The 15,626-nt window shown below is 58.9% G+C and carries 16 protein-coding genes; 8 read left to right on the forward strand and 8 right to left on the reverse strand.

Features of this window, described 5'->3' with window-relative positions; genetic code table 11:
* Positions 1–10: 10 nt before the first annotated feature.
* Genes IEW73_RS04985 through msrB form a run of 3 tightly spaced genes read left to right on the forward strand, consistent with a single transcriptional unit; the run spans position 11 to position 3,380 of the window.
* The gene (locus IEW73_RS04985; protein WP_188671227.1) at positions 11–1,585 is read left to right on the forward strand and encodes an alpha/beta fold hydrolase; all 1,575 of its coding nucleotides are present in this window, start codon (positions 11–13) and stop codon (positions 1,583–1,585) included.
* Positions 1,586–1,640: 55 nt separating this feature from the next.
* The gene (locus IEW73_RS04990; RefSeq protein WP_188671229.1) at positions 1,641–2,948 is read left to right on the forward strand and encodes a glycosyltransferase family 87 protein; all 1,308 of its coding nucleotides are present in this window, start codon (positions 1,641–1,643) and stop codon (positions 2,946–2,948) included.
* Between the two features lie 9 nt (positions 2,949–2,957).
* The gene (gene msrB / locus IEW73_RS04995; RefSeq protein ID WP_188671231.1) at positions 2,958–3,380 is read left to right on the forward strand and encodes a peptide-methionine (R)-S-oxide reductase MsrB; all 423 of its coding nucleotides are present in this window, start codon (positions 2,958–2,960) and stop codon (positions 3,378–3,380) included.
* A 48-nt stretch (positions 3,381–3,428) separates the two neighbouring features.
* Here msrB and hemQ read toward each other — a convergent pair whose 3' ends face one another.
* From hemQ to hemE, 3 genes are read right to left on the reverse strand one after another with little or no spacing between them, the layout of a single operon-like run.
* A complete protein-coding gene (hemQ, locus tag IEW73_RS05000; RefSeq protein ID WP_188671233.1) occupies positions 3,429–4,124 on the reverse strand; it encodes a hydrogen peroxide-dependent heme synthase in 696 nt (231 codons plus the stop codon).
* Positions 4,125–4,129: 5 nt separating this feature from the next.
* Positions 4,130–5,482 (reverse strand): protoporphyrinogen oxidase, encoded by a 1,353-nt coding sequence (locus IEW73_RS05005; protein ID WP_188671235.1) that lies wholly within the window; start codon positions 5,480–5,482, stop codon positions 4,130–4,132.
* Entirely contained in the window at positions 5,482–6,576 is a 1,095-nt protein-coding gene (gene hemE / locus IEW73_RS05010) for a uroporphyrinogen decarboxylase (protein WP_188671237.1), read from the reverse strand. The genes IEW73_RS05005 and hemE overlap by 1 nt, the downstream gene beginning before the upstream one ends.
* Before the next feature lie 165 nt (positions 6,577–6,741).
* Here hemE and IEW73_RS05015 point away from each other — a divergent pair, with 165 nt between their 5' ends.
* The 3 genes from IEW73_RS05015 (at position 6,742) to IEW73_RS05025 (ending at position 8,967) form a co-directional block, all read left to right on the forward strand.
* Positions 6,742–7,341 (forward strand): DUF3000 domain-containing protein, encoded by a 600-nt coding sequence (locus IEW73_RS05015; protein WP_188671239.1) that lies wholly within the window; start codon positions 6,742–6,744, stop codon positions 7,339–7,341.
* 62 nt (positions 7,342–7,403) lie between these two features.
* Complete coding sequence (locus IEW73_RS05020; protein WP_188671241.1) at positions 7,404–8,657, forward strand: HRDC domain-containing protein; 1,254 nt, start codon at positions 7,404–7,406, stop codon at positions 8,655–8,657.
* A 16-nt stretch (positions 8,658–8,673) separates the two neighbouring features.
* On the forward strand, positions 8,674–8,967 hold the full coding sequence (locus IEW73_RS05025; protein WP_188671243.1) for a hypothetical protein: 294 nt from the start codon (positions 8,674–8,676) through the stop codon (positions 8,965–8,967).
* On the opposite strand, the gene dxs is transcribed toward IEW73_RS05025, so the two are convergent.
* From dxs to IEW73_RS05040, 3 genes are all read right to left on the reverse strand, one after another.
* Positions 8,964–10,907: a 1-deoxy-D-xylulose-5-phosphate synthase gene (gene dxs, locus IEW73_RS05030; RefSeq protein WP_188672939.1), complete on the reverse strand. Its 1,944-nt coding sequence runs from the start codon at positions 10,905–10,907 to the stop codon at positions 8,964–8,966. The two genes, IEW73_RS05025 and dxs, sit on opposite strands and share 4 nt — an antisense overlap.
* Positions 10,908–11,011: 104 nt before the next feature.
* Positions 11,012–12,265, reverse strand: coding sequence for a class I SAM-dependent RNA methyltransferase (locus tag IEW73_RS05035; protein WP_188671245.1), 1,254 nt, complete (start codon positions 12,263–12,265; stop codon positions 11,012–11,014).
* A complete protein-coding gene (locus tag IEW73_RS05040; protein WP_188671247.1) occupies positions 12,262–12,918 on the reverse strand; it encodes a DUF3159 domain-containing protein in 657 nt (218 codons plus the stop codon). The genes IEW73_RS05035 and IEW73_RS05040 overlap by 4 nt, the downstream gene beginning before the upstream one ends.
* A gap of 60 nt (positions 12,919–12,978) precedes the next feature.
* On the opposite strand from IEW73_RS05040, the gene IEW73_RS05045 reads away from it, so the two are divergent.
* Positions 12,979–13,704 carry an alpha/beta fold hydrolase gene (locus IEW73_RS05045; RefSeq protein WP_188672942.1) on the forward strand — a complete coding sequence of 242 codons (726 nt, stop codon included), beginning with the start codon at positions 12,979–12,981 and terminating at the stop codon, positions 13,702–13,704.
* Between the two features lie 20 nt (positions 13,705–13,724).
* Here IEW73_RS05045 and IEW73_RS05050 read toward each other — a convergent pair whose 3' ends face one another.
* Positions 13,725–14,480, reverse strand: coding sequence for a DUF3710 domain-containing protein (locus tag IEW73_RS05050; protein WP_188671249.1), 756 nt, complete (start codon positions 14,478–14,480; stop codon positions 13,725–13,727).
* A gap of 79 nt (positions 14,481–14,559) precedes the next feature.
* A complete protein-coding gene (gene dut / locus IEW73_RS05055) occupies positions 14,560–15,051 on the reverse strand; it encodes a dUTP diphosphatase (protein ID WP_188671251.1) in 492 nt (163 codons plus the stop codon).
* Between the two features lie 88 nt (positions 15,052–15,139).
* Here dut and IEW73_RS05060 point away from each other — a divergent pair, with 88 nt between their 5' ends.
* On the forward strand, positions 15,140–15,604 hold the full coding sequence (locus tag IEW73_RS05060; RefSeq protein ID WP_188672945.1) for a DUF3093 domain-containing protein: 465 nt from the start codon (positions 15,140–15,142) through the stop codon (positions 15,602–15,604).
* Positions 15,605–15,626: the final 22 nt, after the last annotated feature.

Consider the following 15,626-nt stretch of genomic DNA (forward strand, 5'->3'; position numbering starts at 1 on the left):
GGGAGTTGTAGTGCAACAACGCACCGGCATCGGGCTGGCTTTTGCGACAGCGTGCAGTGTTCTCATTGCGGGCTGTGGTGCGCTCCCCGCAGATCGGCCCGAGTACGCCGTTGACGTCGAGCGTTCAGTTGGCAGCGACGCAGCAACTGATCGCACACCTCCCCCACTATCGCGCCCGAACGCTGACTTCAACTGGGTGGAATGCACCGACCTGACAATCACCACGTACGAGTTGCCGCGGATCGAATCTGACGCCGTGATTGAATGCGCTTCTATCCCAGTACTTGCCGACCCGACTGGGTCGTTTTCAGAACCACTGGTTCTCGGGCTCACTCGGGCGAGGTTCTTGCACACTCCTGAACATGCCGCCCCTCTTGTTTTGACGACCGGCACTACGCAGCCATCGTCCCGGGCTGTCGCTCAACTTGCCATTAACGAATCACCACTGTTGTCGTCACGTCCAGTCGTTGCTGTTGACCGGCGCGGGACGGGGGCGTCTACGCCCGTCAGTTGCTTCACCAGGGCAATGGAGGAGCAACACGTAGATCTGACACGTGGCATAGCTACGGAAGCTGACCGTGCAACTGAAGCAGCTGCAATCGGCCGTGAGTCCACACTTGCCTGCACCGATCAGATCGAACCGATGACGACGATGTTCACCATGGACAACGCTGCGCAAGATCTTGAAATGCTGCGTTCTCGTTGGGATATCGACACACTCGCCATCCTCGGTGTTGGTGAAGGCGCACTGGTCGCTTTGAGGTACGCCAATTCGCATCCCGAGAATGTCTCTCGCCTCGTCATAGACTCCCCGCCCGCGCTGCCTGACACTCCGCCACGAACACCTGGCACAGACGCCCTGGCTAATGCGGCACAACAATCTGAGGGTTTTGAAGCAGCAGTCGCCGCCTTCGACGCTTATTGCAATGCTGCCGAATGCGGGCTTGGGGACAGCGCGGCACAAACGGTTCGCAGTCTCTTGGCAGACGCCCGGGCTGGACTACTTGGGCTTGTCACACCCGGCGCTATCGTGACAACAATCAGCGGCATTTTGAGCGATGCGAGTGAGCCTTCAGATCAACGCATGGCAACACTCGCGGACGTTCTTTCGGCCACCCAGAATCGTGACTACGCACCCCTACTTCAACTGAGTTACTCACTTCACAGAATTACGAGCAACGATGGACAGTTCATTGGGCGTTGCAGCGACCTCTCCACTAGGTCCACCATCGAAGCCGTACGCAACGTAGCTGAGCAATGGCGGATCGACTACCCCACAGTGGGTGATGAACTACTCGTCCGTTCGCTGCTGTGCTCCGCATGGCCCAACATCGAGGTTCCAGAGACCGATGGCGACATCACCTCACCGACGATGCTGATCGAAGGCACACGCGACCCGCTGATGGGATCGGGAACCATCCGCGAACTTCGCGGACCTCTACTCGCCACAGGTGCGACCGTCGCAAATGTGACCTGGCAGGGAATAGGCCACGGCGCCACACTTCATTCGCATTGCGCGAGCCAAAGAGCTGCGGATTTCGTCACAGATGGAGAGGCTTCTGCAGCGACAACATGTCCGGAATGAGGCAAGCGCGGGTGTCATGCAGCGAACCCCACCCGACGTGGGGTAGTTTACCTGCGTGTTTCCTTCACAGTTGAAGACCCGAACTCCACTGACGACGCCCGACATCATCAAGATGGTCATGTGGCCGTTCGCGGTGCTGACAGTGGTTCATCGAACCATCATTTTGGCGTTCAACGGCGCTGTCACTAACGATTTCCTGCCGATCTACACAGCGGCGGTGAATTTCCTCAACAAGCAGGACGTTTACCTCGACAACTTCAACTGGACACACCCGCACTACCTGTACCCGCCAAGTGGGACTCTCATGATCTCACCGCTTGGTTTCTTGGACTATGACGTTGCTCGCAGGCTGTACATCATTCTCAACGTGCTGGCTGTGCTGATCGCTGCCTACTACCTGCTGAAACTGTTCGGCTATGGCTTGAGTTCGGTGGCGGCACCGATCGTTGTTTTTGCTATGTTCAGCACGGAGACGGTGTCGAACACGCTGATCTACACCAACATGAACGGTCTCATCCTGCTGGCGCAGGTGCTGTTTATGAAGTTCCTTCTGGAAAGGCGCCTCTGGTGGGCTGGCGTGCCGATGGGTTTGACGATTGCCATCAAACCCATCCTGTTGCCGCTTTTGGTTTTCCCATTTCTCAAGAAGCAGTGGCAGCCCTTTGTCGCCTCGATCGGTATTCCAATAATGTTGATGGCCATTGCGTGGCCGTTGTCGAAAGATCCCGGCCGATACATACGAGAAACCGTCCCGTATCTCGCTGAGTCTCGCGACTACTTCAACAGTGCGATCTCAGGAAATGCCGTCTATTACGGCCTGCCTGATTGGTTGGTGCTCGGTCTTCGCGGCGGGTTCGCAGTGATTGTGCTGATCTCGCTGTGGTTGCTGTTCCGGTACTACCGCCACGATGAACTGTTCTTCCTGTGCACAGCGTCCGGCGTGATTATGACCGCGCAGTTCTTGCTGGGCTCACTTGGTCAGATGTACTACTCGATGTTGCTGTTCCCGTTGCTGATGACTGTGGTGATGAAGCACTCGGTGTTGCGAAACTGGCCAGCCTGGCTCGCCGTGTATGGGTTCATGACGTTCGACATGTGGTTCTCAGTGCCGTGGCGTCAGTTCGGTGAGGCGGCTCAGTTCCTTCGCACGACATTCGGCTGGAGTCTGCTGCTGATCGTGGTATTCACGGTTTTGGTGAATAGGTGGCTTGATGCTCGCAAAGCGGGCACCCTGCATCTCGGTATTGATCCGCCTTACATTCGCGACGATGTCGAACATAAAGGCGTACCTGAGAAGTACCGGTTCCCAGAAGGCCGACCAGAGCAAAACTCCCTGGCGGCGCAAATCGACAAAACCTATTAGCGTTAAGGCATGAGTTCTGAAGAGTTGCCCGCCCCCGAGATCAAGTTGACCGACGCTCAGTGGCGGGAGCGTCTGACCCCGATGGAATTTGCTGTATTGCGCGAAGCCGGTACGGAGCGCCCCTTTACAGGCGAGTACACCGACACCACCAGCGAAGGTATCTACGAGTGCCGGGCATGTGGCACGGAGTTGTTCCGCAGTAGCGAAAAGTTCTCGTCACACTGTGGGTGGCCCTCATTTTTTGATCCGGCAAACTCCGACGCAGTCATTCTTCGCACCGACTCGAGCCTAGGAATGCGCCGCGTCGAGGTGCTGTGTCGTACCTGCCATAGCCATCTCGGCCACGTTTTCGAGGGCGAAGGCTACCCCACACCCACCGACCAGCGTTACTGCATCAACTCTATTTGCCTGCGGCTAAAGCCAGCGCAATAACCTTCTGCAAAAGCAGCGTGAGCCGGTCGGTGGGTGCACACGCGAGCCCTACGGAAGTGCGGCTACAAGCGCATCTGATGCGACGCGTGGCCCGGTGTAGAACGGAATTTCTTCGCGAACGTGGAGTCGCGCTTCCGTAGCGCGGAGATCACGCATGAGGTCAACAATGCGGTGCAGTTCAGGCGCTTCGAACGCGAGAATCCACTCGTAGTCACCGAGCGCAAACGAACTGACAGTATTTGCGCGTACGTCGGGGTATCCGCGGGCGGCTTTGCCGTGATCCGCGAGCATGGTGCGTCGCTCACCGTCCGGCAAGAGGTACCACTCATACGAGCGCACAAAGGGATACACGCAGATGTAAGCGCCGGGTTCTTCGCCTGCGATGAATGCTGGGATGTGGCTCTTGTTGAATTCGGCGGGACGGTGCAACGCCGCAACGCTCCACACCGCGTCGCTCGCACGACCAAGAACGGTGGTGCGCCGGAAATCCTGGTAGGCCGCCTGCAACGCCTCAATGTTGTCGGCGTGCGTCCAGATCATGTAATCGGCATCGGCCCGCAACCCGGAAACGTCATACAGCCCGCGTACGACGACGCCCTTATCTTCGAGGCTTGCAAGAAACTCATCAAGGTTCTTGGATACCGCGGATCGGTCTTCGTCTAGCAGCCCAGGATGGACGCGAAACACCGAGAACATAAGGTATTGGATTTTGTCATTGAGTTCTTTGTAGTCAAGGCGTGCCATGCCGTTTATCCTGCCATGTCTGAAAGCACCTTGGTGACCGCCGCATTAGCTGTGGCAACACACGCTGGCACCCCAACTCCATGCAAGTAACCGCCAGCAACGGCTAGACCTCGGAGTTCATTTATGGACTGTTCGATTGTCTCGACTCGCGCGGTGTGACCGGGCTCGTATTGGGGTAGCCCAGCATTCCACCGCTGGACGTGAACGGCTCGCGGTGTTTTGTCGATTCCGGTGACGGCAGCGAGGTCACGTCTGGCTAAATCCACAACGGTGTTGTCAGGCTGAGCAACGACACTTGTCTGGGGGTCGTCACCAAAGCGCCCAAGTGATACCCGCACAAGGTTGCGGTGAGCTTGGTGTGGCCACTTTCTGCTGGTGAACGTGAATGCCTTCGCGGTGAGCGCTTCCCCCGTGGCGACTAGCACCCCGGAGTGTGGAGGAATTTCTGCGTCGGCGGGAAGCGAAAAAGTGACAAGTGCTGCGCTTGCGTGCTGGATGGATGCGGCGGCCTGGGAAGCGTCAGGTGCAACCTCGCCAACGATGTCACCGAGCGCATGCGCCGGCGTGGTGATGATCACTGCATCAAACTCACCGAACGTATCGCAATGCCAGCCAGTCGTCGTCTTCCTTAGTGCGGTGATCCGCTTCTCCAAGAAAATGTCTGCTGCGGATTTGAGCACGAGCGCATCGATCAGAGTGCGGTAGCCATTTCGGAACGCTGCAAACACCGGACCTGGAGGTCCCGGCACAATCGCCGCGCGGAGCGCCTCAGTGAGGCTTGTGGCTCCGCCGTCAAGTGCGCGTGCTAGTTCCGGTATGGCAGCGCGCACCCCGATGTGTCGAGTGTCTCCCCCGTAGACGCCGGAAAGTAGCGGATCAACTGACCTGCGGACCACTTCAACCCCAAAACGGTCACCGACGAGATCCGCCAGGCTCACATCAGTGCCTGGCTCCCAGGCGAACGGCCTGGTCGGTTCGTCTTCGACACGTTTCATCGCAGCCGGAGACAAGAGATTGGTGAATCCATTACTGCGCAGCGGTATGCCCATAAAGGCCCCGGCAGGCATGTCGTGCAGTGAACTCTCTGACCAGATCGCCGGGCGGAGTGTTCCTGGTTGCACGAGCTCGCCCACGAGACCGAGTTCGTCAGCCAGCTCCACAACTTCGGGGCGTCGCCTAACGAACGCTTCGGCACCGAATTCGACGGGTCCTTCCGTGTCGATGTGCCCGGTATGCAACTTACCGCCAACTCTGTCGCTTGCTTCAGCAACTACAACGTCGGCGTTGTGTTTGTGAAGTTGGTAGGCGGCAGCAAGTCCAGTGACGCCGCCGCCTACCACCAGCACACGCGGTGACATCAGAGTGTGTGGATGAGCTCGACGACCCGGGTGATAACCGTTGGGTCAGTTTCCGGCAGCACACCGTGACCTAGGTTGAAAATGTGCCCAGTCGCGCCTGCCGCAATTGCTGCGTCACCCTCACGGGCGATCCGGCGAACTTCACGTTCGATGGTGGCCCAGTCCGAGAAAAGAATCGCCGGATCCAGGTTTCCTTGGACGACCTTGCCTGGTCCGATTCGTCGGACGGCCTCGTCGAGCGGAATGCGGAAGTCGACGCCCATAACGTCGGGGCCCGCATCGTTCATGGCACTGAGAAGCTCACCAGTACCGAGCCCGAAGTGGATACGCGGAACTCCAGCAGCCGCTACTTCGTCAAAGATCCGAGTGGAATGAGGTAGGACATACTTCGTATATTCGGCCAGCGACAGCGCACCCGCCCACGAATCGAAGAGTTGCACCGCATCGACACCGGCGTTGATTTGAGTTCGCAAGAACGTGATCGCGATGTCTGTGAGTTTTCCTAGCAACGCGTTCCACACGTCGGGTTGACTATGCATGAGCGCTTTGGTGAACGCATGACTCCGACTTGGGCCACCTTCAACAAGGTAGGAAGCCAAAGTGAATGGGGCGCCCGCAAACCCAATGAGGGGGGTCGTGCCGAGTTCGCTGACAAGAAGCTTGATTGCGTCAGCGACAGCACCAACTTCGTCTTCTTCAAGGCGTGGCAGTGCGGCGACGTCTGCCGCCGATCGAACAGGGTTCGCAACAACGGGCCCACGTCCAGCCACGATATCGAGATCTACTCCGGCAGCTTTGAGGGGAACGACGATATCTGAGAAGAGGATTGCAGCGTCGACCTTGTGGCGCCGAACTGGTTGCATGGTGATTTCACACACCAATTCGGGCCGGAAGCACGATTCGAGCATTCCAATGTCTGCGCGTATGTCGCGGTACTCGGGCAACGATCGCCCGGCCTGCCGCATAAACCACACAGGGCGGTGCGTCGGGTACTCGCCGCGACCTGGTCCGCCGGTGGCAGCGATGAGAAAAGGGGCGTCTGGGAGTACGCGCCGCACGGCGTAACCGTGCGCGCGGTTCGATGAGTCGCTCATGGTGTCTCTATCCTCCCATGCCTCGCTCACTAGTTCTGCATAGCAAATGAGTTATGCGGGACGAAATTACGTCCGATTTTTCACAACAGCACAGAATTATTTCATACCGGTACATGACGGCGCGCCTCCGCAAGGCTCAATGCCCACACCACTACCGTCCGAAATGTGACGACGCCAGGGCACCACACCGAACCTGAACCTTTTCGCGCAGCAGTGGAATCCATGTCCGCCGCAACCGTGCGGCCAGAAATCAAACTTGGACCGATTCGCCCACCTCAGCGACTCGCACCATTTAGCTACGCTCTCGGCGCAGAGATAAAACACCCTGCCAGCGACGCCATTAAAGAATATTCAGACGGCGACGCCTTTGGGCGGCTCATTCTCCTCTACGACCCACAAGGCGACGAAGCATGGCAAGGTACTTTGCGCTTGGTGTCCTACATTCAGGCCGACGTCGATGCCGCACTAGCTGAAGATCCTCTCCTTCCCGAAGTTGCGTGGAGTTGGCTACAAGACGCACTCAATGCACGTGCAGCTGAATACACCGCTCTCGGTGGCACCATCACCGCCACCACTTCAGTCCGCTACGGCGACATAGCCGGCCCACCGAAAGCGCACCAGCTTGAGATGCGAGCCTCGTGGACATCGAACTCGCCAAATCTCTCCGCTCACGTAGAAGCATTTTGCGAAGTACTTGAGTACGCGGCAGGCCTGCCACCGATCGGCGTGACGTCCATCGGCGGCCGATTCTCCAATCCAGAGTAGAACGTGCACCACAACAGTGCTTTATGTCCGACGCTGCGCGGCATCACGTACGCTAGCCGTCTATGAACGACACCCCAGCACCACCCGCCACGTCGGCGCCAGAGCCGCTATTGGCGCCTAGGGATGGCCTGCCAGCGCTCGTTGACACCCCAGAAAAACTCGCAGACGCCATCGACAGCCTCGCCGCCGGACGAGGCCCCTTAGCCGTTGATGCTGAGCGAGCATCGTCATACCGTTACTCTGCGCGGGCATACCTGCTGCAATTCCGTCGCGAACAATCCGGAACCGTGCTGATCGACCCGATAGCTGTCGGTAGCAGCCTAGCCCCACTCGCGGACGTCATTAATCCCCTCGAATGGGTACTCCACGCTGCCGATCAGGATTTGCCAGGTTTGGCTGAACTCGGTTTGGAGCCAGCGTCACTCTTCGACACTGAACTAGCTAGCAGGCTCGCCGGGTTTGAACGCGTTGGCCTCGCCGCTGTGACTGAACAACTGCTGGGCTTGAGCTTGGCAAAAGGACACGGAAGTGCAGACTGGTCACGCCGCCCGCTGCCCTCAGCATGGTTGAACTACGCGGCGCTCGACGTCGAAGTCCTGCTAGACCTACGCGACCTGCTTGCCGATGAACTCTCCACACAGGACAAACTCCAGTGGGCGCAAGAAGAGTTCGAGTACGTACGGACGCGGACCCTGCCGCCGCCGTCCCCCGAGCGATGGCGGCGCACCACAAATATCCATACAGTCTCAGGCCGACGCGGGCTCGCAATAGTGCGCGAACTGTACGCCACCCGAAATCACATAGCTGAGTCCGTCGACCTCGCCCCGAAACGCCTCCTCCCCGATACTGCACTCGTCGCGGCTGCGGAACACAAGCCGCGCACAGTCGAGCAGTTGCGTGCGATTCCCGGCTTCGGTGGAGGGCGTCAACGGCGCCACTCCCCAACCTGGCTTGCTGCCATCGAGCGCGCCTTCAGCATCAACGAGGCGGATCTGCCAGCGAAGCGACCACCATCAGACAACGGTGGACGTCCCGGCGTGCCACGGCCCCGCCCGGGAACCGACGCCGCCCAGCGACTATCCGATATAAGGGCAGAACTCACCGTCATCAGCGACGAGCTTTCAATTCCTGTCGAAAACCTTGTTCCAGCGGACGCCACCCGCCGAATTGCGCACGAGCCACCACTTCCTGTCACTGAATCAACAGTCTCAGAGGCGTTGATTGCCAGCGAGGTGCGCCCATGGCAAGTGTCACTTGTCTCCAAACCAATTGAAAAAGCATTGCTCGCCAATTCGGGCACACCGGACGAAGATTAGGCAGATCATAGTGAGCATGAAACCACTGACACGTTCGCTAGCAGTTATGTGCGTCACCGTTGCTATGTCTGCGCCTCTAGCGGCGTGCGCGAACGGAATCCTTGGAAACCGCGGTGGCGACACGACCTGCGGCGACTTCCTCACGCAGGATGAGTCAGCGCAGCGAGACACCATCCGCACCTATCTGCAGGAAAAGGGCGACGATCCGGTTAATTTGCAGATCGACACCACTCGGATTGTTGTACTGGGATTCTGCCGCACGATTGCTCGCGACGGTGACCCGATCCGACGTATCGAGGGAAACAACTAGTCGCGAGATGCAGTGGCCGATGTTCCCCGTGCGGGGAGCGGCCCGGTTAGTTCTGTGAGAGCCTCACCGCCGGCAACCCAGCCTGTGATGTGACGGGCAACGTCCTGCGCGGTGAGTCCTAGCTCGCTGAGGATTTCGCCGCGCGACGCGTGGTCAAGGAAGTGCTGCGGGATGCCCAAGCATCGCAAGCGAACATCAACCCCCGCCGACTGCAGCGCCATCGCAATTGCTGAGCCCACACCACCGTGCACGCCAGAATCTTCCAACGACACAACCAACGAATGCTCAGCCGCCAATTTCACAACACTGTCCGCAACTGGCAATACCCAGCGCGGGTCTATCACCGTGACATGGATTCCTTGTTTGCGCAGAAGCTGTACGGTGTCCACGGCCACTTCAGCGAAGGAACCCACTGCGACGAGTAATACGTCTGCTCTCTCGGTGGGCCGGTGCAAAATGTCCACACCATCGCTCAAGCGCTCAACCGCGCCAATCGGGACACACACGGAGCCCTTCGGGAAACGCAAGGCGGTCGGGCCATCGTGAGTATTCAGAGCCTCGGCAAGTTCCTCCCGAAGAGTCGCGGCATCGCGCGGCGCTGCCACCCTGATTCCCGGGATAATCCCCAACACTGAAATGTCCCACATGCCGTTGTGGCTGGCCCCGTCGGAACCGGTCACCCCGGCACGGTCGAGCACCATCGTCACGGGCAGTTTCAGCAGAGCGACGTCCATCAAAAGTTGATCGAACGCTCGGTTCAAGAACGTGGAGTAAACGGCGACGACTGGATGCAAGCCACCCAATGCCAGACCGGCAGCAGACGTCACAGCATGCTGCTCGGCAATACCAACATCAAACATTCGGTCCGGGTACCGCTTCCCGAACTCGGCTAAACCAGTCGGTCCAGGCATTGCGGCCGTGATCGCCACAATCTCTTCACGTTCGCGCGCAATGTCGATCAGTTCAGCGGCAAATACGGATGTCCAATCGACTGTCGGTTTGCTCTTCGACAGCCCTGTGAGCGGATCAATAATGCCAGTGGCATGCATCTGATCCGCCTCATGAGTCTCCGCCGGCCGATACCCGCGCCCCTTGCTGGTGACTGCGTGGACAATGACGGGCCCACCGAAATCCTTGGCGAGTTTCAACGCCGATTCCATTGCGTGCAAATCGTGGCCGTCAACTGGGCCCAAGTACTTGATTCCAAGGTCCGAAAACATCGCCTGCGGGGCAACAGCGTCCTTAATTCCAGCCTTCATGCCGTGAATCATGGCGTACGCGGTGTCGCCGACAAGAGGGATGCCTTTAATGGCTTTGCGGCCGTTTTCCAGCACCTTCTCGTAGCCCCAGTGCAACCTCAGTGCGGAAAGGTGCTCGGCCAAGCCGCCAATTGTGGGCGCATAGGACCGACCATTGTCGTTCACCACAATGACGAGCGGACGATGCACCTGGGCCGCGATATTGTTCAACGCTTCCCAGCACATACCTCCCGTGAGCGCGCCATCACCGACGACAGCAACTACATGGCGCGAATGCTGACCAGACAACTCGAACGCCTTCGACAGGCCATCTGCGTAGGACAGCGACGCCGACGCATGGGACGACTCCACCCAGTCATGTTCACTCTCGCTCCGGGACGGATATCCCGACAACCCACCGCGCTTCCTCAGCGTGTCGAATTGGTCCGCACGACCAGTGACGATCTTGTGCACATACGCCTGATGTCCAGTGTCGAAAAGGATCGCGTCATGCGGCGAATCGAAAACACGATGCAACGCGAGGGTCAATTCGACGACACCCAAGTTCGGCCCAAGGTGGCCACCAGATGCAGCCACTTTGCGCACAAGGAAACTGCGGATCTCCACCGCCAACGAGGCCAACTGCTCGGGAGAGAGGTCCCGCAAGTCACTGGGTGTACGAACACGATCGAGAAGCCCCAACGAGACACTCCATTCGTTTTTCGGCTCGGCCATCACGCGCCGCGGATGCAACCAGTCTACGGATTAACGTCAGCGCCACCATCTCGATGGTGAAGATTGGCGCGTCACCGCTGAAAAATGCCGACGCATTCCACATGGTGTGTGAGAGGAAACGCATCGAACACACGAAGATCAGCAAGACGGTAGCCGTTTTCTGCATACAGTGCGACATCGCGGGCAAATGCTGCAGGATCGCACCCAATATGAATGACCTGACGCGGCGCCGCCTCAGCGATTGAACTGACAACAGCTCGCCCTGCGCCTGACCGCGGTGGGTCAAGCACTACCACCGCAGGGTTAGGTCGTAGCTCCCCGAACGCACGCTCGGTGGGCAACCCGTGAAACGAAATTTGGCCGAACTCCGCAACGGCGGCTGTTCCGTCCGCAACGGATTGTGCGGATGCCTCCACAGCGTCGACGTGCCCGTTCGCTCCGACAGCGGCTGCCAGTTCAGCCGCGAACACCCCAGCGCCGCTGTAGAGATCCCACGCGGTCTCCCCCGGTGCTAATTCAGCCCACTCTGCAATGACCGACGAATACGTAGTCGGTGCATTCCGATGCGCTTGCCAAAACCCCGTCGCCGAAACGTCCCAGGTGCGTCCGCGCACAACCTCCTGCGCTCGACCACTTCCCTCGATTGTTTTCTCCGCAGTGCGACGCGCCGATTGCGCACGGTGGGATGCGGCCTTCTGCCGCGCAGTTCCACGCCGCGCTACCTTGTGCTGAATCTGCTCAGAAATATGGCGTTCACCTGTACTGTCCACCGCGATGTGCAACTCACTGCCCGGTGTCCAACGCCGCTCCGCGATTCCATCAGTGAGGCCATCAACGGGCTGCGGGCACGATAGGTCCACAATGACATCGTTGCTTCGGTAGCGTCGCATTCCGGCCCTACCGTCACGGTCAACGGCAAACCTGGCACGCGTGCGCCACTGCGTGGGCCCTCCGTCGAGAAGTTCCACTTCCACGTCGCGATCAAGATGCGCTATCCGCCGGAACTGGCCCGAAACCACATCTGCTTTCCACTGGCGTTGCGCTGCCGCTGTCATGTGTGACAGATCGCAGCATCCAGCACCATTCGGCTGACTGCTCACGCAACACATCGGCGAAATACGCTCCGCTGACGGAGAAACAACTTCAATGACGTTCGCAAAACAGAACGCGCCACCGCGATCCTCGGCGACCCTCACGCGCACCTGTTCACCGGAGATCCCGTGGCGCACAAAAACCACGCGCCCCTCGTGTCGCCCCACGCAGAAACCACCATGTGCAGGGTCGCCAAGCGTAAGGGAAAATTCCTGACCCACCCAATTTGTCATGGCTTTTCCTGCGTATCTGAAGCATCAGTTTCGGGCTCCGCCGCAGCGACCGCATCAAGCAGCTTGTCAGCCTTACGGACGGCGTACACCGTCACGAGGAAGGCCATCGCGGCAAGTGGCCACCCCATTGCCAGGCGAGCAAACGCCAACCAGCCAGTCTGATCAGCATCATAAAGGTGAGTCTGAACAAAGTATCGTGCCGCGAACACCAAAACCCACACACCGGTAGCTAGGTCGTACCAATGCAGGGCGGATTTGTTTCGGCGCCAACCATTGCCTCGTTCGCTCAGGAAACCCCAAATAATTCCAACCAGGGGCCATCGCACGAGCATTGAGATCAGGAATACAGACCCGTAGGCCAGGCTCGTGTAGATCCCGAACAGGAAGAAACCACGCGCCTCCCCAGTTCGATGCGCAATATAGGCGGCGATACCTACGCCGATGAAACCTGAAATTGCCGGTTGGACCGGGTCCTTACGAAACATGCGCCACGCCAACACCGCAGCGGCCGACCCGAGAGCAATCCAAATTGCTGTCGACAAACCAACCAGAGTGTTTGCGATAACAAACACAAGAATGGGTACGGTCGACTGAACAAGACCACTTACTCCGCCGAGTTGTTCAATTCTCGACTGCCGCTGCTGCTCGATCACCCTACGAGGGTGCCACACATCGGCCGTCAAACCCACCTCACAGCCCGGCGGCGATGGACGTTGGGAGGCCCGTCAGCCGTGCGTGTCGCAGCGCTTCTGCCCGGAACGGGATCACGTGCCGATTTTGTGCGTCGCGCTTTCGAGCCCGCACTCAAACCCGCGGAGGTGTCCCTGTGCGCCATCGAACCTGACCCGCGGGACCTTATTGGTTCCTCATTGCACGCACTCGACCAGGCTGCCGAACGTCACGGACCACTGATTGTCGGCGGGATTTCACTCGGTGCGGCCGTTGGCGCATTGTGGGCGTCGCGGAATCCACATCTCACAACAGGAGTGGTAGCGGCATTGCCCGCATGGACGGGAAACTCGCACGGCGCGCCCGCAGCACTGAGCGCCACAATCACCGCCGAAGAGCTTTCACGCGTCGGCCTTGATGGCACGATCACCGCAATGAAGGCATCGACCCCAGGGTGGCTTGCCGACGAACTCGAACAATCGTGGCGACAACTGTGGCCCCATCTACCCGGAGCGCTCCTTGCTGCCGCGTCATTCGACAAACTTACCGCTGAGGTTCTCCGCACCATCGGTACACCCGTCGGCATCGCAGCGGCAATCGACGACCCAATCCATCCCATTGCAGTCGCCCACAGTTGGGCGCACAGGCTGCCAAACTCTCTGGTGGAAACATTAACGCTGGCGCAAATCGGAGATAATCCAGCCGTATTAGGTGACACCGCAATACGCGCGCTGTCCAGGCTCGACCCTCGGTGGGCCAACAACAGTTGACGTTGACCCTAGACCGGCAGTTACTGCTGAATCGGCGGCTGGGGTGGGTTTTGCTGAGGCGGGTCTTGTTGGGGTGGGTCTTGTTGCACGTCACCCGATTGCGCAGCCTTTCGCGCAGCCGCTGCCTGCTGCTGCTGTTGCATCGCAATCAACTGCTCGTGAAGCGCCTTCGGCAACGTAATCGGCAAGGGAGTGCGAACCGGCAACGGCGAATCGCCACGGTCAACAATGGTTCCGCGCAACACGTCGCGCGCCATCACACTGAGTTCACCATCGTGCGAGGCCTTACCCGCAGGTCCAGCAGCCACCAACCGAATCATCCAACGTGGACCATCGACACCGATGAAGCGAATATCAGCCTTGTCTGTCGACGCCAAGACCTCGGCACCCCAGGGGCCCTCTTCGGTGGTAACGGTGGCGCCATCAGTCTGAAGTGACTTGGCAAGTTCCCCACTGACCGTCAGCCATTGGCCCGACGACTTCGGGGCAGCGTACGCAGATACCGTGATCCGCCCGTGCGGAGTAGCCACATGCACGCCCTGCACGGCACCGCCCTGCCCCATCTCAACCTGCACCTGACCACTTGGTGGCATCGGGATCGAAACTGACCCCAAATTCAAACGCTTGTTATCGCCCGTGGGAATTTCTTCCTCAGCTGCATCAAACGGCCCGTGCGACCGGTCGGACTGACGGTCAACGATCTGATCCGGTTGCTGGTCCAGTGCCTCCGCCGGTACAGCTTCGTCTGATTTTTTGCTTCGGCGCAGTAATCCCACGTAATTCCCTTCCTACGACCATTTCGGCAAGACCAACCCGGCACAACCAACGCGGCACAACTCAAGTGCCGTCAGCAGCCTACGGTTCAACGACAAGTTTCGCGTGCCCACCGCTGGACCCATACCCGCCGTCGCCACGACTGGTGTCATTTAACGACTCTACTTCCACAAACGACACGAGTTCGACCTTCTGAACTACGAGTTGAGCGATGCGGTCGCCCCGCTGAATGTGAATCGGGTCCCTAGGGTCGAGGTTTATCAAACACACCTTGATCTCGCCGCGATATCCGGCGTCTACCGTCCCCGGTGTATTCACGATGGACAGTCCCGTTCGAGCGGCGAGACCTGAGCGAGGATGAATCAGCCCGACTGTGCCAATAGGCAAAGCAACAGCGATGCCCGTACCAACGAGCACTCTCTCACCTGGTGGGATCTCTACGTCGACCGTCGAATACAAGTCAGCACCCGCGTCACCGGGGTGGGCGCGCACTGGTACGGGTAACCCCTTATCAAGGCGCCGCAAAAGGATCTCGAAATTGCCGCCTTGCGATGATGAAAATTCTGTGTCCACGCCCGGCGAGACTACCCTCAAAGACGTGTCAGATCATGATCCAAACGCAGCGAGGGGCAAAGTGGCGGTCGAAAACAGCGCTACCGGCGTGTTGTATTCAGAAAAGCTATGGGTGCCGTGGTGGTGGTGGCCGCTCGGACTCTTCGCCTCATCGATGGTGGCCCTACAGTTCGCAATTGGTATACGAACCCTTCCCACGTGGTTGCCATTTCTGCTGCTCGCACCAATCCCACTGTGGGTGCTCTGGCACTTGTCGCGAACACAAATTTCCGTGACACAGGACGGCAATGATCCCGGCACCTTTCATGCTGGTGATGCTCACTTACCCATCAACGTCATTGCCCGCGTCGCCGCGATCCCAGCAACCGCCAAACAAGCAGCAATGGGTCGCCAATTAGATCCCGCAGCATTTGTTCAACATCGGACGTGGATTAATACCCTCATCCTCGTTGTGCTGGACGACCCTGACGACCCAACACCGTATTGGCTGGTTAGTACCCGCACCCCCGACAAACTCGTCGGAGTGCTCAACGACGTAACCAACCGAAAATAGGCAGCGCCGGGTGCGGATTGGC

This window comes from Hoyosella rhizosphaerae, assembly GCF_014643175.1.
GTDB classification, from domain to species: Bacteria; Actinomycetota; Actinomycetes; order Mycobacteriales; family Mycobacteriaceae; genus Lolliginicoccus; species Lolliginicoccus rhizosphaerae.